Consider the following 20,131-nt stretch of genomic DNA (forward strand, 5'->3'; position numbering starts at 1 on the left):
CATTTTAATTTTAGCAGTGTTGCTGCCGAGTCATGTTAAAATTCAGCTATATCTTGTAGTCGTTTTTGAGTAGTTCTTTGGCTGAATTGAATCCTGCTGTTATCCCATTGTCTTTATATATTCATATGCCATGGTGCGTGCGCAAATGTCCGTATTGTGACTTTAATTCGCATGCTGTTCCTGATGGTGAATTATCACTGGAACTAGAACAGGAATATTTACATGCCTTGGTTGAGGATTTTAAAACGCAGGTCGATTTTGCCCAAGGCCGTCAGATTCATAGTGTATTTATTGGTGGCGGTACGCCGTCGCTGATTTCTGCTCAAGGTTATCAATGGCTATTTGATCAGTTGCAAGCCATTATTCCCTTTGCAGAAGGCTGTGAAATTACGCTGGAAGCAAATCCTGGTACGGTAGAGCATGACCCATTTGCAGGTTATTTGCAGGCCGGCATTAACCGTTTGTCGATTGGGGTGCAGAGTTTTAATACTGACCATCTTAAACGCTTGGGTCGGATTCACAGCAATGAAGATGCGATTTCTGCGATTGGATTGGCGCGTGAAGCAGGCTTTCGACGAATTAATGTCGATTTAATGCATGGCTTGCCTGAACAGACTTTAGATCAGGCCTTGCATGATTTAAAACTTGCGGTAGAAAATGGCGCGACACATATTTCCTGGTATCAGCTGACGATTGAACCGAATACGGTATTTTTCCGTACCCAACCTATTCTACCGGTAGATGATGTACTTGAAGAGATTCAGGAGCAGGGCGAAATTTATCTCAAAGCTCAAGGCTTTATCAATTATGAAGTTTCTGCCTGGCGTAAAGAATTACCTTCAGCGCATAACCTGAATTATTGGCAATTCGGCGATTATCTGGCGATTGGTGCGGGTGCACATGGCAAAGTGACTCAACCTGATGGCGTATATCGTTTCCAGAAAACCCGCTTACCTAAGGATTACTTAGCCAAAGTACCTGCTGAACATTTGCAGTTTAAGCGTATTGAAGCTGAAGAGATGCTATTTGAGTTTATGATGAATGCGCTACGCTTAAATCAGGGCGTAGAGGCTAAATTTTATATCGAGCGTACTGGTCAAAGTTTGGATACTTTACAAGATTTATTAAGCTCTTTACGTAAAAGAAAATTAATGATCGATGACCAAAACCGGCTTGCATGTACCGAGCAGGGGCATATCTTCTTAAATTCGGTACTGGAAGAATTTCTTTAACTGATTTTTATTTTCTGAACATTTTTCAAAGACCTTCATAAATCTATATGAGGGTTTTTTATTGTGCAGATTTTACCAGATCAGGAATTTTTAGCTTGGCATAGAGCACACCGGTTTTTAGATCAAACAAATAATCTTTAAAAGCTAGAGCTGAATAAGAGAAATTACAAGCACAAAAAAAGCACTCTAAGAGTGCTTTTTTTCAATATCTTGCTTCTAAATTATAGAGCAACGATATTTACAGCTGTAGGGCCTTTTTGACCTTGAGCTACGCTGAAAGAAACCTTTTGGCCTTCAACTAAAGTTTTGAAACCTGAACCAGTGATTTCGCTGAAATGAGCAAAAACGTCTGGACCTGATTCTTGTTGAATGAAACCGAAACCTTTAGTTTCGTTGAACCATTTTACTGTACCGTTAACTGTATTAGACATAATGTAACCTATTGAATCGTATGAATTTATAGCCAAAATTTCAGATGACTAACTGTAACTTTGAAAAATAAAAAGGATGGAGCTTTTTGATCTGTAATACGAAGGTTTATGACTAAAACTGCGATACTTAAAAGAAACTAACCAAAACAAGAATTTTTCTAGTTGGGATTATCATACCGCTTATTTTGAGATATACAAGCGTTTTATTTATCTAATTTATTAGGCTATTGAAAAATATAAAATTAAACCTGTATATTTTGTATTCAGGCCGGTGTTTTTAGGGTTTTAAAAGGGTAGCTCTCAATACAAAGAGCGCCGAAGCGCTCTTTGTAATTCAATTTACAGCTTAGTAATCAAAACTAAAGTGCTCTGGCGCCAGTGCGGTCATGGTTTTGGATGGATTCACCATCGCTTCAGCATGACCTTGGGTACGAGGCAGAATACGTTCGAAATAGAAATCAGCGGTTTTGATTTTTGCTTTATAGAACTCAGGTACTTCTGCGCCATCGCCAGAAGCCAGTTTGGCTGAGGCAACTGCGGCTTGCTGCGCCCAGAAGTATGCCATCATCACATAGCCCGAGAACATCAGGAAATCGACTGAAGCAGAAGAGACGATGTCGCGGTCTTTACGGGCTGCCAGCATGATTCGAACAGTTAATGCATTCCACTGGGCACATAGCTTGGTGAGATCCCAAGCAAAGCGGCGCATATATTTATTACGCGCATGCTGACCACAAAATTTCAGGATTTCAGCGGTATAATCACGAATCACTTTGCCTTTCGAGGTTAACAGTACTTTACGACCGATCAGATCGAGTGCCTGTACACCTGTCGTTCCTTCGTACAAGGTAGAAATACGTGAGTCACGCACGATCTGTTCCATGCCCCATTCTTTGATATAGCCATGACCACCAAAGACTTGCATACCGTGATTCGATGCTTCATAGCCCATTTCAGTCAGGAAGCCTTTTAGAATCGGGGTATAGAAACCTAAGTGATCATCATGCTGTTCAAAGGCAGCGGTATCGCCACGCAATAAAGCATCATTCATGTTGTCGGCAATTTGCGCAGCATGATAAATCATGGCACGGCCACCTTCGGCAATGGCTTTTTGCGTCAACAGCATACGGCGTACATCGGCATGATGAATGATGGCATCCGCCACTTTTTCCGGATCTTTTTTGCCAGACAGGGCACGCATCGACATACGTTCTTTGGCATACGGCAGAGCACCTTGGAAGGATAACTCCGCATGACAGATGCCTTGAATCGCAGTGCCAATACGCGCAGTGTTCATGAAGGTGAACATGGCATGCAAGCCTTTATTCGGTTCACCAATCAAGTAACCCGTGGCCTTGTCGAAATTCAGCACGGCTGTTGCTGAGGCGCGAATCCCCATTTTATGTTCAATCGAACCGCAATTGACTGGATTGCGCTCACCGATGCCACCATCGGCAGCAGCAATAAATTTCGGTACGATAAACAGTGAAATGCCTTTAGTACCTTGCGGTGCATCCGGAAGGCGCGCCAGCACGATATGTACGATATTTTCAGTGAGATCGTGCTCGCCTGCGGAAATAAAGATTTTGGTTCCTGAAATGGTATACGTGCCATCTTCTTGCGGCTCGGCTTTGGTTTTAACCTGACCCAAGTCAGTACCACATTGCGGCTCAGTCAGACACATGGTGCCAGCCCAAGTACCCGCAACCAGATGCGGCAGATAGGTATTCTTCTGCTCATCGGTGCCGTACTGGATAATGGTATTGATACAGCCCACGCTTAAACCCGGATACATCTGGAATGACCAGTTTGCAGTTCCCATCATTTCCGATTTGATCAGGTTTAAAGACATTGGCAGGTTTTGACCACCAAACTCTTCAGGATAAGACAGACCTTGCCAGCCACCTTGGACGAACTGATCATAAGCGTCTTTAAAGCCCTTAGGCGTTTTCACTTCGCCATTTTCAAAATGACAGCCTTCAGCATCACCGCTTTCATTCAGAGGTGAAAGTACATTTTCACAGAAATCTGCTGCACCTTCCAAGATCATGTCTACCGTGTCGGTATCGGCATATTCACCATTCGACAAATTCTGGTAGTGCGCAGGGTAATCGAGCACTTCATTCATAAGGAAGCGAATGTCGTGTAAAGGGGCTTTATATGCTGGCATGCGTTTAATCCTGATTAAAATAGTTTTGGATTATCTGTATCGATTCTTTGATTATTCATATTTGAGATAAAAAAACATTGATAAGGCAAGCAAATAAAAATGTCAGAAAAGCGAATCGAGTCTTAGAGCCAACCAATAAAATCGGATGATTTCATCTTCTGGCTGTCAGCGTACAGAAAGGTTGAAAACTTCTTATCTGATTGGACTTTAATGAATTGAACACCAGATTGTCTAGTGCTACTTTTGTATGAATTGTACTCAATTGTTATCAATAAAAAATTCAAGTTAAAAATGTCATTAAATCCAGTAGCTGAATTTTTAGTCTTTAATAATGGAGTTAAGATCAATTCGGATTGTTGTTACAACCCGAATTCTCTGGTCAAAATAACTGGATATTTATAGAAAATCTTTTAAATCTGGTTTGATGCCATTCCAGATAGAAAAAGATTCCAGTGCCTGACCGACCAGCATGCCAAAGCCTTCAGATGTTGGCACAGCACGTGCTTTGGCCTGATCAAGGAAGGAGGAAGGCTTGCCATAGGCCATTTCATAGGCATAGTTAAACTGTAAGGCTTCTGGAAGCAGCAAAGCATCACCGCTGAGACTGGCTGAAGTGGCATTGATCACCAGATCAAACTCACCTGCAAGATGTTCTAGTGAAATAGCCTGTAATTCGAGCTGCGCTACAGCATCCTGCAGATCCGCAACCAGTTGTTCAGCGCGTGCCAAGGTGCGATTGGCAATCACAATTTTTTTTGCGCCTGCCTGGGCGAGAGGATAGATCACGCCACGGGTTGCGCCGCCTGCACCGATAATCAGGATGTTGGTATTTTCCAGCGGCCAGTTGAGTGCACGAATCGCATCGACCAGACCTTGACCATCAGTATTATCGCCATGCAAAATACCATTTTTCATCCACAGGGTATTCACTGCCTTGGCAATTTTGGCTCGCTCACTGAGCACCTGACACTGGGCAAAAGCCTGCTCTTTAAACGGCACGGTGACATTCATCCCGATTCCGCCATGGGCAAAAAACTCCTGAATATTGGCCTCAAAGCCATCCAGTGGAGCCAGACGTTTGCTGTAATTTAGATCAATTCCGGTTTTTGCTGCAAAAGCATGATGCAATTCTGGAGAGCGTGACTGTTCAATCGGATTACCAATCACGGCAAATTGTTTGCTCATTTCACAATGTCCATGTGCTGAAATGAGCATCAATATACGTGAAAAAGCGCAGGGACTAAAGCCTGCGCTGTTTTAAATAAGGGGGCTGGAAGTGCGGTTTAGGAACTGCAGATGTCCATAATATGTTCTGCAAATACCAGCGCCATACTAAGCACAGCTCCGACCACAGTCAGGATACTCACCAGAATAGCCGCGCCATCCAGAAGCAGATTATGACTCAAAACGGCGGTACTCATCGCACTGATGGCGAGAGCCAGAAAAAGCCAAAAGGCAAAAACAGGAAGATTTAATTGAAGATGATGCATTGTTATTCTCACTAGACATCTAATAGATTGTGATCGATGTAGCGATAGGATGCCGCGACCAAATCAGGGATTACTCTGCAGCAGTATAGAGGAATAATGGATTAAAACAGCCCTCTATTTGAGGGCTGTTTGTATCATTTCATTGCAGTTGATTTTAATTCTGTGAGCCAGTCATGGGGTTTCAGATAGTAATCGGTCAAACGCTTTTCCGGCGAGCCTTCATCCCATTCAGGACGATAGGACCAGCCGGTCAGCGGAGGCAAGCTCACCAAGATTGATTCAATTCGGCCGCCGGTCTGCAAACCAAATAGCGTACCGCGGTCATAAACCAGATTGTATTCGACATAACGGCCACGACGATACAACTGGAACTCGCGTTGTGCTTCGGTATAAGGCTTATCCTGATTACGCTGGAAAATCGGCAGAATCGCCTCTAGATAACCATTGCCTACGGCCTGTATATACTGGAAACAGGTATCAAAATCCCACTGATTCAGATCATCAAAGAATAACCCGCCGACACCACGCTGTTCATCACGATGTTTTAAATAGAAATAGTCATCACACCATTGTTTATGTTCAGGATAAATCTCTTCACCAAATGGCGCACACAGATCATGCGCCGTCTGATGCCACGAAAGGACATCTTCATCATTTGGATAGAAGGGCGTCAGGTCGAAACCGCCACCAAACCACCAGATTGGATCTTGCCCTTCTTTTTCTGCAACAAATAAACGCACGTTGGCATGTGAGGTCGGTACATTCGGATTTTTCGGATGGATGACCAGCGATACACCCATCGCTTGCGCCTTGGCACCGGCAATATTGGGATGGCGTTCAGTGGCTGAAGCGGGCAGTTTGGAAATATTGATATGGGAGAACATCACCCCGCCTTTCTCAATCACGGTACCATTTTGCAAGACACGCGAACGGCCACCACCACCTTCCGGACGTTCCCAGTCATCAATGATAAATTCGGCCGTACCGCCGCCAGCACGCTCCTGTTGTTCCAGTGCTGCACAAATCCGTGCCTGCAAGTCGAGGAGAAATTCACGAACGCGTTGAATATCCGCAGATGTAGGATGCTGCATCAGAGCCTCGTAGGAAAATAAAAAACTAGCTACATCAAAGCATAAAATCAGTCAAAGATTAAGGTCTATTTAGCAATGTAGTGGATTGAACCAGGCTTTAAATTTGAGTATTGATGGACAGAATGGGGCATTAAATCCGACCAAATGGCTAGGTTGAATTCTTTTTTCAAGCTCCGCACAATAACTTGCAAGCGCTCATGGGTTTGGGCATTTCTCGATGGTAATAGGTGGGTGTCATGTCGGTACAGGTCAATTCCCTGATTCAAAAATATAATGTTCCCGGTCCCCGCTATACCAGTTATCCGACCGTTCCATATTGGGAAGAGCAGAATTTCTCACTGGAACAATGGAAGCAAACGCTGAAAAAATCCTTTACTGAATCCAATCAAAGTGAAGGCATCAGCCTGTATATCCATCTGCCATTTTGCGAAAGCCTGTGCACTTTTTGCGGGTGTCATAAGCGAGTCACGAAAAAACATGAAATGGAACAGCCCTATATTCAGGCAGTGCTGAAAGAATGGGATTTGTATTGTGAGTTGCTGAAAGATAAGCCAATGATTAAAGAAATTCATTTGGGCGGGGGAACACCGACTTTCTTTTCTGTTGAGCATTTGACTCAACTGATTCAAGGTATTTTGGCCAAAGCAGACATAGCGCCTGTGCATGAATTCAGTTTTGAAGGGCATCCGAACAATACCACGCGTGAGCATTTACAAGGCTTGTATGATCTGGGCTTTCGCCGGGTCAGTTATGGGGTGCAGGATTATAATGAAACCGTGCAAAAAGCCATTCACCGGATTCAGCCCTATGAACATGTCAAACAGGTAACCGAATGGGCGCGTGAAATTGGCTATGAGTCGATTTCGCATGACTTGGTGTTTGGCCTGCCTTTTCAGCATCTGGACGATGTCTTAAACACCATTGAGCAAACCAATTCACTTCTGCCGGATCGTTTGGCTTTATATAGCTATGCACATGTGCCTTGGATTAAAGGCAATGGCCAGCGCGGGTTTAAAGATGCTGATGTACCCAAAGATGCGATCAAACGTGAATGTTATGAAGCGGCTAAAAAGAAACTGCTGGCGTATGGCTATCATGAAATTGGCATGGATCATTTTGCTTTAGATACAGATGGCATGTACCAGTCCTTTCAAGCTGGAACATTACACCGCAATTTTATGGGATATACCGCCTCTAAAACTCAAGTGATGATCGGTTTAGGAATTTCTTCGATCAGTGATAGCTGGTACAGCTTTGCCCAGAATGTGAAAACCATTGAAGAATATTATGCGTGTTTAGCCCGTAATGAAATTCCGGTATTTAAAGGGCATCTATTAAGTCAGGAAGATTTGATTATTCGTCAGCATATTCTGAATTTGATGTGCAGCTTTAGTACCTCATGGGAAAAACCCGAACTATTTTTCCCTGAAATTGGTCAGGTCTTGGTGCAGCTTGAAGAAATGGCACAGGATGGTTTGATTCAAATGACAGACTCATCAGTCACGATTTTGGAGAAAGGGAAACCATTTGTACGTAATATTTGTATGGCTTTTGATTTACGTTTAAAGCGACGCATGCCCGAGAACCGGATTTTTTCGATGACGATTTAACACTTAATCCACCCCAGCCCTCCTTTAAGAAAGGAGGGAGTTTTCTCCTCTTTTTGAAAGAAGGAAAAGCCTCCCTGAGCAAGACTTAAGCATTGCTTTAAGTCGAAGCGCAAGAAAGGGAGGTTTGGAGGGATTTATTAAGGGGAGGATTTAAAAATCATCCTTCTGATAAAGATGCGCCATACGTTCATGTTTGGTTTTGAGATATTGCTCATTAAACGGATTTAAGCCGACGGTGAGGGGCACCCGATCGACCACATTAATCCCTTGGGCTTTTAAAGCTTCAATTTTTAAAGGATTGTTGGTCACCAGACGTACCGCTTTGACCTGCAAATGATCCAGCATAATGCTGCACATGTCATATTGACGTGCATCAGCCGGCAGATTAAGCATTAAATTGGCATCGACCGTATCATGTCCCTGATCTTGCAGGGCATAGGCACGAATCTTGTTGGTCAGGCCAATACCGCGTCCTTCCTGACGCAAATACAGAATCGCCCCGCGACCTAACTCATTGATCAGCTTTAAAGTCGCCTGCAATTGCGGGCCACAGTCACATTTCAGTGAAGCAAAGGCATCACCGGTTAAACATTCAGAATGTACACGAACCACGACTGGCTCGTCAGAAACTTCTTCAAGTCCTTTGGAAAGAGCGACATGTTCTTCGCCAGTCTTAGGGTCTTGAAATACAGTAATTTTAAATTCACCGTGAGCGGTAGGTAATCTTGACGTTGCGACAAATTCGATTGGCACAGCTGAACCCGTTAAATCCTGAAAGTGGCTAAAGTATAGCGTAATGATTGAACATTGGTAGAATTGCAAAGTCGAAATTCTGTATTAGATTTTCTTTTTTGTATAAAGCAGACGATAATAGTTGATAAATAGTAAGATTATTCAGGATAATCGTAGCCTGCGATTTTTTCACCCCGATGAGATCATTGTTTAATATTGCATCGCTAGAAGCGTAGCTGAATTGAAGCTGCTACAATTCAGCTATATGATCGGGTACTCCCCATTGACCTAGCTTTAGATTTGCCAGGCTTTAGAAGGCTTTGCCATAATATGCTGTATACAGAAATCCCTACTCAACGCCCTGTAACACCGTTGCTGGATACGATCAATCATCCTGAGCAACTACGTTTACTCGAGCAAAGCCAGCTAGTACAGGTGGCAGATGAGTTACGTCAATTCATTTTGTATGCTGCCGGGCAAAGTGGTGGACATTTTGGTGCAAACCTCGGTGTTATTGAGCTTACGGTGGCTCTGCACTATTGCTTCAATACTCCACATGACCGTCTGATCTGGGATGTGGGGCATCAGGCCTATCCGCATAAGGCATTGACCGGCCGTCGTGAACAGCTCACCACTATCCGGGCCAAAGATGGTCTGGCAGCCTTTCCAGCACGTGAAGAATCTGAATTTGATACCTTTGGGGTAGGGCATTCTTCGACGGCAATTTCTGCTGGTCTGGGCATGGCCTTGGCACGTCGCTACCAGAACAAGCCATGTGAAGTGGTATCGATTATTGGCGATGGCGCCATGACGGCGGGTATGGCCTTTGAAGCCTTGAACGATGCCGTTGCGCACAATGCCGATCTGATGGTGGTGCTGAACGACAATGACATGTCGATTTCTTGCAGTACTGGCGGTTTTGCCAAGCATCTGGCGGCGATCTGGGAGCGCGGTGAATTCGTTAATATTACCGAGGAAGGTGAAGCTTACGTACAGCCGTATCCGGAGTGGCTGTATAACTCACGCTTGCACTGTGCCGCGACTGATGCCGCAGATAACCTGTTTAAAGCCATCGGCTTTGACTATTTTGGCCCTTATGATGGTCATGATGTCAAACAACTGGTGCATGTATTTAAAGCGCTGAAAAAGCGTACAGGCCCACGTCTGATTCATATCTATACTAAAAAGGGCAAGGGCTTTGCGCCGGCCGAATCGGATCAAATCAAATATCACGCGATTAGCAAGCTTAATGCCATTACCGCTGCCAAGACTGCACCGAAATATTCGGATGTATTTGGACAGTGGCTCTGCGATGAAGCAGCACAGGACTCGCGCTTGCTCGCGATTACACCGGCCATGTGCGAAGGCTCAGGTATGGTGCAGTTTGCCAAAGAATATCCGGAACGTTTTTTCGATGTCGCGATTGCAGAGCAGCATGCCGTGACGCTGGCTGCGGGCATGGCCTGTGAAGGCTTAAAGCCGGTCGTGGCAATTTATTCGACCTTCCTGCAACGTGGTTATGACCAGCTGGTACACGATGTGGCCTTACAAAATCTGGATGTGACCTTCGGTGTTGATCGTGCTGGTCTGGTCGGTGAAGATGGCCCGACCCATGCCGGTGCCTATGACTATGCCTATATGCGGACGATCCCGAATATCGTGATCATGGCACCAAAAGACGAAAATGAATGTCGTCAAATGCTGCATACCGCTTATTTATATCCTGGGCCGGCAGCTGTGCGTTATCCACGTGGTAATGGCTTAGGGGTGGATATCCAGCAAAAGATGCTTGAAATTCCAATCGGTCAGGCGGAAATTGTCGCCAGCTTTAATGCGCAGTGTGACGAATATATTTCTGTGCTGGCTTTTGGCAGCCGGGTACAGGCCGCAGTCGACGCCGCTGAAGCCTTTGCAGTGAAACATGAGATTGGTGTGCGTGTTGTGAACATGCGTTTTATCAAACCTCTTGATACGCAAATGCTGGATGATCTGGCATCAAGCACCAGTCTGTTTGTGACAGTAGAAGAACATGCCGTGATGGGCGGTGCGGGTAGTGCTGTGAATGAATATCTGGCAGAAGCACAGATTGTGAAACCGCTGCTGAATCTTGGTTTAGACGACACGTTTATGGCTCAGGCCACGCATGCACAAATGTTGCAGCAGGCCGGATTGGATGCGCAAGGTATTGAAAAATCAATGAATCAAGCCTGGTCAGCCTTGGGGCAAAGCGTTTTGTCATAAGTTCTTAAAAATTTTAGACACATTTTCTCCAAAAAAGCCCTGATATTTGCTAAGATATCGGGGCTTTTATGCATTATTCTTTATCAGTTTCTTTAAATTTGTAGTGGGTGTTCAATGGAACCTATGGTGGTGATGGCTGCGCGTGCGGCTCAGTTAGTTGGTCAAGAGCTTTTAAAAGCGCATCAGAATCGTCATAAACTCGATCTACAAGTCGAAGAAAAAGGAATTGATGGTCCAGTAACGCGTGTAGATCGTTATTTGGAGCAGTTGACCATCGATACCCTACGTAAAAGCTATAAAAATCACAGTTTCCTTGGTGAAGAGTTTGGCTATCAGGAAGGTAATGGTCACGACGCCGATTGGTGTTGGGTGATCGATCCACTGGATGGTACTTTAAACTTCATTAACGGTTTCCCGCATTTCTGTATCTCTATCGCAGTTCAGCACAAAGGCATTACTCAACACGGGGTGATTTATGACCCGGTGAAAGATGAGCTATTCTCTGCCAGTCGTGGTCGTGGTGCCATGATGAACCAGCGTCGTATTCGTGTGAATGTCAAAGACAGTCTGGAAAATACCTTTATGGCTGTTGGTCACGCTTACCGTGCTAAACGTAATGGCGAAGTTGTATCTTATGCCAAGAACCATTTTCAAAGTTTGTTAAACGTGACTGAAGCTGGCGCGCAATATCGTCGTTCAGGTTCTGCGGCATTGGATTTAGCCTATGTTGCTGCAGGCCGTTTTGATGCTTACTTCGAACTTGGTTTAAAACCTTGGGATATCGCAGCGGGCGAATTGATCGTGAAAGAAGCAGGCGGTACTGTAGTTGATGCACGTGGTGGTAGCGACTCTATGGAAAATGGTCAAGTTTTGGCTTGTTCAATGAAAATGCTTAAACCTTTAATGCAAGCAGTTGTTCCTGCTTGGGGTGAAGCAGCAAAATAATCGGGTTTAGATGAAATATATCTAATTTTCAGAAAAGGCATCCTTCGGGATGCCTTTTTTAGAGCAGTAAAATAGTTAAGAAGGGAGGTAGAGTATATTTCTAACATGATATGAATATTGGAAATATCAAGTGAATTGGCGAAAACTGCCTTTTTATACCGGTTGTTACATTTTTTATTCATATTTAAGTGTATGAAATTAATATATAAATTATAGACAGAGCAAATTAGTTTTAAAACTTAATGACATTGTTGATTATTCTGCTATAATTTCGCCACGCACTTAATTTCTGTTCTTTACCTGAACACTATCTTCTAATCATTGTATGCGCGTGCTGTCCATAGAGAGGACATATCCTTCGCGCCCCAATCGCTTAAGCGATTCCTTCAGGTTTGCGGCCGTAATCATGCGTGCGTTATATCCACATCGTCGTTACTCGGATCGCTGCTGAATCCTAATATTTTCAGCATTATTTGCTGTGCCGCTTTTTGCCGATGTCCATAATTGTTATTTATTAAATGGAGCACCCACTTCAGGGTGAATACTCTCTATGAGCAAAACTTTTGCTGATTTTTCCCTCGACGAATCTCTAACCCAGGCTCTCGATGCTTTAGGCTTTACTACTCCAACTCCTGTACAAGAACAAGCGATTCCAGCTGCACTTGAAGGTAAAGACCTTCTTGTGTCAAGCCAAACAGGTTCTGGTAAAACTGCTGCTTTCTTGCTTCCTACCTTAAATGCGTTGGCAAGCCAAGATACATTAGTACCATTTAAAGACCGTATGAAAGCGGTTACTCAACCGAATATTCTGGTGATTTCACCGACTCGTGAATTGGCACAACAGGTATGTCAAGACGCAATTGCATTTGTACGTCACATGAAAGGTGTTCGTATTGCTGCAATCATGGGCGGTATGCCTTTCGGTAAGCAAATTCAACAGTTAAAAGGCGCGCAAGTTGTTGTTGCAACTCCAGGCCGTCTACTTGACTTGGTGAATCGTCGTCAAATCAAGCTTGATAAAGTTGACGCGTTAATCGTCGATGAAGCTGACCGTATGCTTGACCTCGGTTTCTCTGAAGACTTAGAAGCAATTGGTGAGTTGGCTGCAAACCGTAAACAAACTCTAATGTTCTCTGCGACGTTTGCACCACGTATCATTACACTTGCAGAACGCATGATGAATGATCCACTGCGTATTTCGATTGAAACTGGTCACTCTACAAATACTGATATTACTCAGACTTTGCATTGGACTGACGGTTTCGAGCACAAGAAAAAACTTCTTACTCACTGGTTGAACGAAGAAGACGTTGATCAAGCAGTTGTATTTGCGTCAACTCAAGAAGACACAGATATGCTGGCTGAAGAACTTGCTGAAGCAGGCCTATCAGTTGTAGCGCTACACGGTGCTATGCCACAAACTGTACGTAACCGCCGTTTACGCAGCATCCGTGAAGGTCGTGCGAAGATCTTAGTTGCAACTGACGTTGCTGCTCGTGGTCTTGACGTACCAACCATTTCACACGTAATTAACTTCGGTCTTCCAATGAAGAACGAAGACTATGTACACCGTATTGGTCGTACAGGTCGTGCCGGTCGTACTGGTAAAGCCATTACACTTGCAACTTACCGTGAGCGTGGCAAGATCCGTGCTTTGGAAGACTTCCTTGATGCGCGTCTAAACGTATCTGAAATCGAGGGTCTTGAGCCATCTCCACCTCCTGCACGTGGTAGCCGTGATGGCGCTGGCCGTGGTCGTGGTCGTGATGGCGGCGGTCGTCGTGATGGCGGTCGTGGTGATGGCGGTCGTGGTGGTTTTGGCGGTGGTCGTCGTTTTGAAGGCGAAAGCAACTTCAAACGTCGTGAAGGCGGTGATGATCGTCCACGTCGTAGCTTCGATGACAAACCACGTGGCGAACGTCCGGCATTTGGCGAAGATCGTCCACGTCGTGACTTCGGTGATCGTCCAGCGCCACGTCGTGAAGGTGGTTTTGGCGACCGTCCACAACGTTCGTTTGATGACCGTCCAAAGCGTGACTTCGGTGATCGTCCAGCTCCGCGTCGTGAAGGTGGTTTTGGCGACCGTCCACAACGTTCGTTTGATGACCGTCCAAAGCGTGACTTCGGTGATCGTGCAGCTCCGCGTCGTGAAGGTGGTTTTGGTGACCGTCCTCGCTCTAATGATGACAACCGTGGCAACCGTGTAGATTACAAGCCAGCTCGTGAAGGCGGTTATGGTGATCGTCCAAAACGTGATTTTGGTGATCGTCCTGCTCCACGTCGTGAAGGTGGTTTCGGTGATCGTCCAGCGCGTTCATTCGGTGATGACCGTCCAAAACGTGATTTCGGTGATCGTCCAGTACGTCGCAACTTTGATGACAAACCACGTGGTGAACGTTCGTTCGGTGGTGAAGATCGTCCACGTCGTAAATTTAACGACTAATAGAGTCGCTAGATGAAGATAAAAAAACCGGTAGAAATACCGGTTTTTTTATGCATTGAGTTTTTTGCTTTTTAACGTAAAATGTCTACTAATTCATATTTTGTCAGGGTTATGATAATTATTAATATGAAAAGTTTAGCTGCTCGATCTCAATTGATAGAGGTGCATATGCCATATATCGCATTGACTTTGATTTTATGTAATATTATCTATTATTTATACAGTGTTTTTAATTAATCAATCTAGTCATTTTAAGCCTAAGTACATATTTTTATTATAAAAAACACGAAATAATCAATTATTGTCATCTTTTTATGATATTCACCCACCTTTTTCAACTGCTAACATTTTGAACTTCGTTCCTTTATAGTATGCATGCTGAAAAAATGTAGGAATAAACTCAGCTATGAAAAATCAAACAGCGCGAGATACTCAGTCTTTGATTGAAGTCAAGAATTTGAGCTTCAAACGAGGCGAGCGCGTGATTTATGACGACGTGAGTTTAAATATTCGTCGTGGGCAGATTACCGCCATTATGGGGCCATCCGGAACTGGTAAAACTACCTTATTAAGATTGATCGGTGGGCAGCTGACGCCTGAGCATGGTCAGGTCTTATTGGATGGCAAAGATATTGCCTCGATGTCACGTTCCGAACTTTTTTCAGCACGTGCACGGATGGGTATGCTATTTCAGAGCGGTGCTTTGTTTACCGATATGAGCGTGTATGAAAATGTCGCGTTTCCAATTCGGGCCCATACCAAACTGCCAGAACATCTAATTAAGGAAATCGTGGCATTGAAACTGGAATCCGTCGGCTTGCGCGGTGCAGAGCAAATGATGCCATCGGAACTGTCTGGTGGTATGAACCGACGTGTGGCTTTGGCCCGGGCGATTGCGCTGGACCCTGAACTGATCATGTACGATGAACCCTTTGCCGGACAAGATCCGATTGTGATGGGGGTATTGACTCGCCTGATCCGTTCATTGCGTGAAGCACTGGATCTGACCACGATTATTGTCTCGCATGATGTGACAGAAACCTTATCCATTGCTGATTACATTTATATTGTGGCAGAAGGCAAGATCCAGGGCGAGGGGACACCGGCAGAGCTAAAAGTGCATCCTTCAACTTTTGTGCAGCAATTCCTGACGGGTTCGGTGGAAGGTCCAGTCGATTATCAGTTTAGTCATCGGGCTTATTTAAGTGATGAGGTACGTTCATGAATGCAATTGCCGCATTAGGTAGACGCGTTATTGAACGTGTACAGGGGATTGGGGTCGCAACCCTGATGCTGTTGCAGATCTTATTTTCCATGCCGACCTGGCTTGGGCTAAGACTATTTATTTATCAGATGTATCGGGTCGGGGTATTGTCGCTGCTGATTATTGTGGTTTCTGGTCTGTTTATTGGTGCCGTGCTTGGCTTGCAGATGTTCAGTATTCTGTCGACCTTTGGCAGTGAATCCATGCTTGGTACAGCGGTGGCGTTGACCTTGCTGCGTGAATTAGCACCTGTGGTCGCGGCTTTGCTGTTTGCAGGACGTGCCGGTTCGGCTTTGACCGCAGAAATTGGTCTGATGAAAGCCACTGAACAATTGTCCAGTATGGAGATGATCGGGGTGGATCCCTTAAAACGGGTGATTTCGCCACGTCTCTGGGCGGGGATTTTCAGCTTGCCCATGCTTTCGGTGATCTTTGCCGCAGTCGGAATTATGGGCGGTAAAATGGTCGGTGTAGACTTTTTGGGGGCTGATGAAGGCGCTTATTGGAGCGGCATGGAAAGCAGCGTGCAATTCTATAAAGATGTCTTGAATGGCACTATTATTAAAAGTTTTGTATTCGCATTAATGTGTACCTGGATTGCGGTATATCAAGGCTATGCCTGTGTACCAACATCGGAAGGTATTGCAACTTCTACAACGCGTACAGTCGTGTATTCTTCACTGTGCGTTTTAGGCTTTGATTTTGTGTTGACTGCGGTCATGTTCGGAGGTGTTTAATGAAATCACGTACTAGTGAGCTGGCCGTTGGTGTTTTTGTTATTTTATTTGGTATTGCCTTATTCTTTTTAGCGATGCGTGTCAGTGGTCTGGTCGGCAGCAATATTTCCGACAGCTATAAAATGACGGCAACTTTTGAAAATGTGAATGGCATCAAGCCACGTGCCAAAGTCGCTTTAAGCGGGGTGAAAGTGGGACAGGTCGATGAGATTACCCTGGATCCTGTAACGCGTCTGGCAACCGTACATATGACTTTAGATGGCTCATTGACCTCGTTTAATGCTGAACAATTAAAGCAAGTTCAGGAGGAAGCTCTGGACGAGTTACGCTACAGCTCGGACTATGAAGCAGCGACACCTGCGCAACAAAAAGACATGGAAAAACAACTGTTAGCTAACATGAAATCCATCACCAATATTGATGAAGATGCTTATATTATGGTAGCGACCAATGGCTTATTGGGTGAAAAGTACCTGAAAATTATTCCAGGTGGTGGCCTGAGCTATTTGCAACGCGGCGATCAGATTGCCAATACCCAAGGCACTATGGAAATTGAAGATTTGGTGACGAAATTTATTACCGGTGGTGCTGGCAAATCGTCAGATAGTCAAGAAACTACATCGGAACAGACGACAGTTTCAGAAACAACAGATGCAGAACCTGCATTTGTTGAATAATAGATTGAGGAGAATTCAGTGAAGACTTTAGTAAAACAAACGCTTGCAGTAAGCATTCTTTCAACAATGGTTGCTGGTACAGTGTTTGCTGGTACAGTGTTTGCTGCACCGTCTGAAGCACCACCTGCTTTTATTAAAAAAGTAGCAGATGGTTTAATTGAGCGCCTCAAAGCTGACAATGCAAAACTGCAATCAAATCCAGCTTTGGTCAAAAGCATTGTGCGCCAGAATCTGGATCCGTATATTGATTCTCAATCTTTCACACGTATTGTGATGGGCACATATGCCACGAACCAATATAGTACGGCGGCACAGCGTGCGCAGTTTGAAAAGAATTTCCGTGAAACCTTAATTGAAAACTATGGTTCTTCCTTTGCCAAGTTCAGTAATCAGACTTATAGCGTGCGTCCTTACAAGGCCAGCAACAGCAAAAACCCTGTCGTGACCATCGACTTTAATAACAAGGGCGAGAAAATTCCAGTAGCATTCCAGCTGGTGGACAAGGGTTCACAATGGAAAATCCGCAATATCAACGTATCGGGTATTGACCTGGGTTTGCAGTTCCGTAACCAGTTTGCTGCGACGGTAAAACGTAATGGCGGTAATATTGATAAAGCAATTGCTAACTTTAAACCGGATGCAGAAGCTGCAATCGACAAGAAATAATCAAACAGGTGAGCCGTGATTACATTCAATGATCAGGAACTACAGGTTTCAGGCAAGATTGACTATGACAATGCACAGGACTATTACTTAAATGGTCTGCGTGTGATCCAGTCACAAAGCAAGTTTCCACTTGTGGTTAATCTGGCTGAGCTTGAAAGTGGCAGTACTTTGGCTTTGGCAGTGTTGGTGCGCTGGCTGCGCCAGACTCCTCAGGCTCAAGGGCTACAGTTTAAAGCTGTTCCTGCTAAAATGATGAATATCATTCAGGCCAGCCATTTGCAGGATGATTTAAACATCGTTCAGTAAAAGAAAAGCACCGAAAGGTGCTTTTTTATTGTGATCAAATTTTAAGAAATCATTCAAATCAAATAGATCTAAATATGGATTGCACGTCCTCTCTGCCTCAGGGAGAGAGTTAGAGAGAGGGGTGTAAAAATCCTCCCTAACCATTTTCTTCACTTTTTAAAGAGAAGTTGAAGAGGGATTAAATAAATATGAATTAAATACAGGCATTTCTTGCGCTTCACTTTAATTAAAGAGCAAGTGAGACTTAGAAAGGGATATCTAATAAAAAAACCTCTCCCTGACAGGAAACATCTCTCCCTTTTCAAAAGGGAGGTTAGGAGGGATTCTAGATCCACTTCTTCCATCTAAAGTAAATCAATGGGCCAATCAGGAAGCCAATTAAAATAATACTGACCATGATGAAACTCATGGTGCCTTGTGCAAAGGGCAGCACTTCGGTGTTCATACCGTAAATACTGGCAATCAGCATTGGTGGCGCAAGCATACTCGGCAGAATCGAGAATCGACGAATGGTATCGTTCTGCTCAGTGTTAATGAATCCGGACGTGGTATCGAGCAGGAAACGTACTTTCTGGAACAAGAAAGCATCATGCTCGACCAGCGAGCGCACATCTTCACTCAGTTCTCGAATATCCGCATCATAAATATGACTGCCCAAGGCGCGTGGACGCGACAGGAAGGTCAGGACGCGGCGTAAATCGATTAAACACAGTTGCGCTTTACCCAACATATCTTCAAGTTGCGCCAAGCGGGTAATCATGTCATCCAGATCCAGAATCTGTTCACGATGGCGGTTATTCAACACTTCAGTTGAATATTTCTCTAAATCTTTATGCACATCTTCCAGAATATCGGCCAGCTCATCCAGCTTGGCTTCGAGTAAGCCCAATAAAATCCAGGTCGGATCTTTATAATCGATTTCATAATCATTGCGGCGCGCGCGAGCACGAAAGGCGCGAAAAGCCACCAGTTTTTCACCACGCAAAGTAAACAGACGATCCTTGTGCAGAATGAATGCAACGGTTTGTACTGTTGCCAACATACTGGATTCATCTTCGTGTTCGTTTTCGACCTGATAGTTTTTATTCTTGGTTAAAAAATAGGTGCTGATATGCAAAATACCGTCATCATCACGGTAAAATCGGGCACTCGAGGAAATATCTTCCAGCGATTTTAAGGTCGGTAAATTTTGCTCGTAGGCATCTAAAATCCATTGCTGCTCTTCCTGTGAAGGTGCAATCAGATCAAGCCAGACTAAATCTGGATGCAGGTCGAAATCACCATTAATCGTGATATCTTCTAAGCTACCGCGCTCTGTGGCGTAAAAGGCTTCAAGCATGCTGTCTTTTCTCCCGGGCGCAGTATGTGAATTGGAATGGGTGTATTTTAGACAAGGAATTGAATAAAAACACTGATATTAAGCAGTTATTTTGGTAAAAAGCGTGCTTGCCGCGATTTCGTACAATATAGCGTCAATTGGAGAGTGAAATGATGAATTCTATCGCAATTTTTTGTGGTTCAGCGCTTGGCTCGGATCCTCTTTATACGCAGGTTGCCGAAAAAGTCGGTCAGACTCTGGCGGCACGACAGCAAACGCTGGTTTATGGAGGAGGTCGTTCTGGCTTAATGGGTATTGTGGCTGATAGTGCCTTGGCGGCGGGCGGTAAGGTGATTGGCGTAATTCCAAGACAGCTGGTCAATCGTGAGCTGGCACATCCACATATTACCGAGCTGTATGTGGTGGATAATATGCATGAGCGTAAAACCCGGATGTCGGAACTGGCTCAGGGATTTATTGCCATTCCCGGTGGTGCAGGAACACTGGAAGAGATTTCTGAACAATGGACTTGGGCACAATTGGGGATTCATCAGAAGCCTTGTGCTTTTCTCAATACCGATGGTTTTTATGATGACCTGATTAAATTCATCCGTATGACCACGGAGAAGGGTTTTACTAAATCACGTTTCACTGAGGCTTTGATTATCAGTGATGATCTGGACGATATTTTGCGCCAATTCGAAAGTTATCAGCCGCCTGAAGCCAAATGGGGTATGGTTGATCAGACCGACCTTGTAAAATAAGTTATCTAGAATAC

Annotated in this window: 18 protein-coding genes; 11 read left to right on the plus strand and 7 right to left on the minus strand. The window is 44.5% G+C overall.

The features are described 5' to 3' along the window. Positions 1–77 precede the first annotated feature (77 nt). Positions 78–1,232 carry a radical SAM family heme chaperone HemW gene (hemW, locus tag FTT73_RS09860; protein ID WP_180076123.1) on the plus strand — a complete coding sequence of 385 codons (1,155 nt, stop codon included), beginning with the start codon at positions 78–80 and terminating at the stop codon, positions 1,230–1,232. Positions 1,233–1,453: 221 nt separating this feature from the next. Here the strand turns inward: hemW and FTT73_RS09865 are convergent, their stop codons facing one another. From FTT73_RS09865 to hemF, 5 genes are all read right to left on the minus strand, one after another. Beyond that, positions 1,454–1,663: a cold-shock protein gene (locus FTT73_RS09865; protein ID WP_004281542.1), complete on the minus strand. Its 210-nt coding sequence runs from the start codon at positions 1,661–1,663 to the stop codon at positions 1,454–1,456. Positions 1,664–2,009: 346 nt separating this feature from the next. Further along, positions 2,010–3,833: an acyl-CoA dehydrogenase C-terminal domain-containing protein gene (locus FTT73_RS09870; protein ID WP_180191365.1), complete on the minus strand. Its 1,824-nt coding sequence runs from the start codon at positions 3,831–3,833 to the stop codon at positions 2,010–2,012. Between the two features lie 396 nt (positions 3,834–4,229). Continuing rightward, the gene (gene aroE, locus FTT73_RS09875; RefSeq protein ID WP_005094203.1) at positions 4,230–5,018 is read right to left on the minus strand and encodes a shikimate dehydrogenase; all 789 of its coding nucleotides are present in this window, start codon (positions 5,016–5,018) and stop codon (positions 4,230–4,232) included. Positions 5,019–5,116: 98 nt separating this feature from the next. Next, complete coding sequence (locus FTT73_RS09880; RefSeq protein WP_005094202.1) at positions 5,117–5,323, minus strand: hypothetical protein; 207 nt, start codon at positions 5,321–5,323, stop codon at positions 5,117–5,119. A gap of 134 nt (positions 5,324–5,457) precedes the next feature. Beyond that, a complete protein-coding gene (hemF, locus tag FTT73_RS09885) occupies positions 5,458–6,414 on the minus strand; it encodes an oxygen-dependent coproporphyrinogen oxidase (protein ID WP_005094200.1) in 957 nt (318 codons plus the stop codon). A gap of 236 nt (positions 6,415–6,650) precedes the next feature. Here hemF and hemN point away from each other — a divergent pair, with 236 nt between their 5' ends. Next, on the plus strand, positions 6,651–8,024 hold the full coding sequence (gene hemN / locus FTT73_RS09890; protein WP_180191366.1) for an oxygen-independent coproporphyrinogen III oxidase: 1,374 nt from the start codon (positions 6,651–6,653) through the stop codon (positions 8,022–8,024). 150 nt (positions 8,025–8,174) lie between these two features. Here hemN and ribA read toward each other — a convergent pair whose 3' ends face one another. Further along, positions 8,175–8,777, minus strand: coding sequence for a GTP cyclohydrolase II (ribA, locus tag FTT73_RS09895; RefSeq protein WP_005094196.1), 603 nt, complete (start codon positions 8,775–8,777; stop codon positions 8,175–8,177). 309 nt (positions 8,778–9,086) lie between these two features. On the opposite strand from ribA, the gene dxs reads away from it, so the two are divergent. The 8 genes from dxs (at position 9,087) to FTT73_RS09935 (ending at position 18,035) form a co-directional block, all read left to right on the plus strand. Then, positions 9,087–10,997 carry a 1-deoxy-D-xylulose-5-phosphate synthase gene (dxs, locus tag FTT73_RS09900; protein WP_180191367.1) on the plus strand — a complete coding sequence of 637 codons (1,911 nt, stop codon included), beginning with the start codon at positions 9,087–9,089 and terminating at the stop codon, positions 10,995–10,997. A 114-nt stretch (positions 10,998–11,111) separates the two neighbouring features. Then, positions 11,112–11,942, plus strand: coding sequence for an inositol monophosphatase family protein (locus FTT73_RS09905; protein ID WP_034608351.1), 831 nt, complete (start codon positions 11,112–11,114; stop codon positions 11,940–11,942). Positions 11,943–12,492: 550 nt separating this feature from the next. After that, positions 12,493–14,385 carry a DEAD/DEAH box helicase gene (locus FTT73_RS09910; protein WP_180077521.1) on the plus strand — a complete coding sequence of 631 codons (1,893 nt, stop codon included), beginning with the start codon at positions 12,493–12,495 and terminating at the stop codon, positions 14,383–14,385. Positions 14,386–14,791: 406 nt separating this feature from the next. Beyond that, positions 14,792–15,610, plus strand: a complete 819-nt coding sequence (locus tag FTT73_RS09915; RefSeq protein WP_005094190.1) for an ABC transporter ATP-binding protein — start codon at positions 14,792–14,794, stop codon at positions 15,608–15,610. Continuing rightward, the gene (gene mlaE / locus FTT73_RS09920; protein ID WP_100355139.1) at positions 15,607–16,386 is read left to right on the plus strand and encodes a lipid asymmetry maintenance ABC transporter permease subunit MlaE; all 780 of its coding nucleotides are present in this window, start codon (positions 15,607–15,609) and stop codon (positions 16,384–16,386) included. The genes FTT73_RS09915 and mlaE overlap by 4 nt, the downstream gene beginning before the upstream one ends. Further along, a complete protein-coding gene (locus FTT73_RS09925; RefSeq protein WP_005094188.1) occupies positions 16,386–17,063 on the plus strand; it encodes an outer membrane lipid asymmetry maintenance protein MlaD in 678 nt (225 codons plus the stop codon). Before mlaE ends, FTT73_RS09925 begins: the two co-directional genes overlap by 1 nt. An 18-nt stretch (positions 17,064–17,081) precedes the next feature. Next, positions 17,082–17,729, plus strand: coding sequence for an ABC transporter substrate-binding protein (locus FTT73_RS09930; protein WP_180191368.1), 648 nt, complete (start codon positions 17,082–17,084; stop codon positions 17,727–17,729). Between the two features lie 15 nt (positions 17,730–17,744). Continuing rightward, positions 17,745–18,035 (plus strand): STAS domain-containing protein, encoded by a 291-nt coding sequence (locus FTT73_RS09935; RefSeq protein ID WP_005168745.1) that lies wholly within the window; start codon positions 17,745–17,747, stop codon positions 18,033–18,035. 325 nt (positions 18,036–18,360) lie between these two features. Here FTT73_RS09935 and FTT73_RS09940 read toward each other — a convergent pair whose 3' ends face one another. Next, on the minus strand, positions 18,361–19,374 hold the full coding sequence (locus FTT73_RS09940) for a CorA family divalent cation transporter (RefSeq protein ID WP_005168743.1): 1,014 nt from the start codon (positions 19,372–19,374) through the stop codon (positions 18,361–18,363). A gap of 152 nt (positions 19,375–19,526) precedes the next feature. On the opposite strand from FTT73_RS09940, the gene FTT73_RS09945 reads away from it, so the two are divergent. Continuing rightward, positions 19,527–20,117, plus strand: a complete 591-nt coding sequence (locus FTT73_RS09945; protein ID WP_005094184.1) for a TIGR00730 family Rossman fold protein — start codon at positions 19,527–19,529, stop codon at positions 20,115–20,117. Positions 20,118–20,131 lie beyond the last annotated feature (14 nt).

The organism is Acinetobacter sp. YH01006 (assembly GCF_013420445.1).
Classification (GTDB): domain Bacteria; phylum Pseudomonadota; class Gammaproteobacteria; order Pseudomonadales; family Moraxellaceae; genus Acinetobacter; species Acinetobacter pseudolwoffii.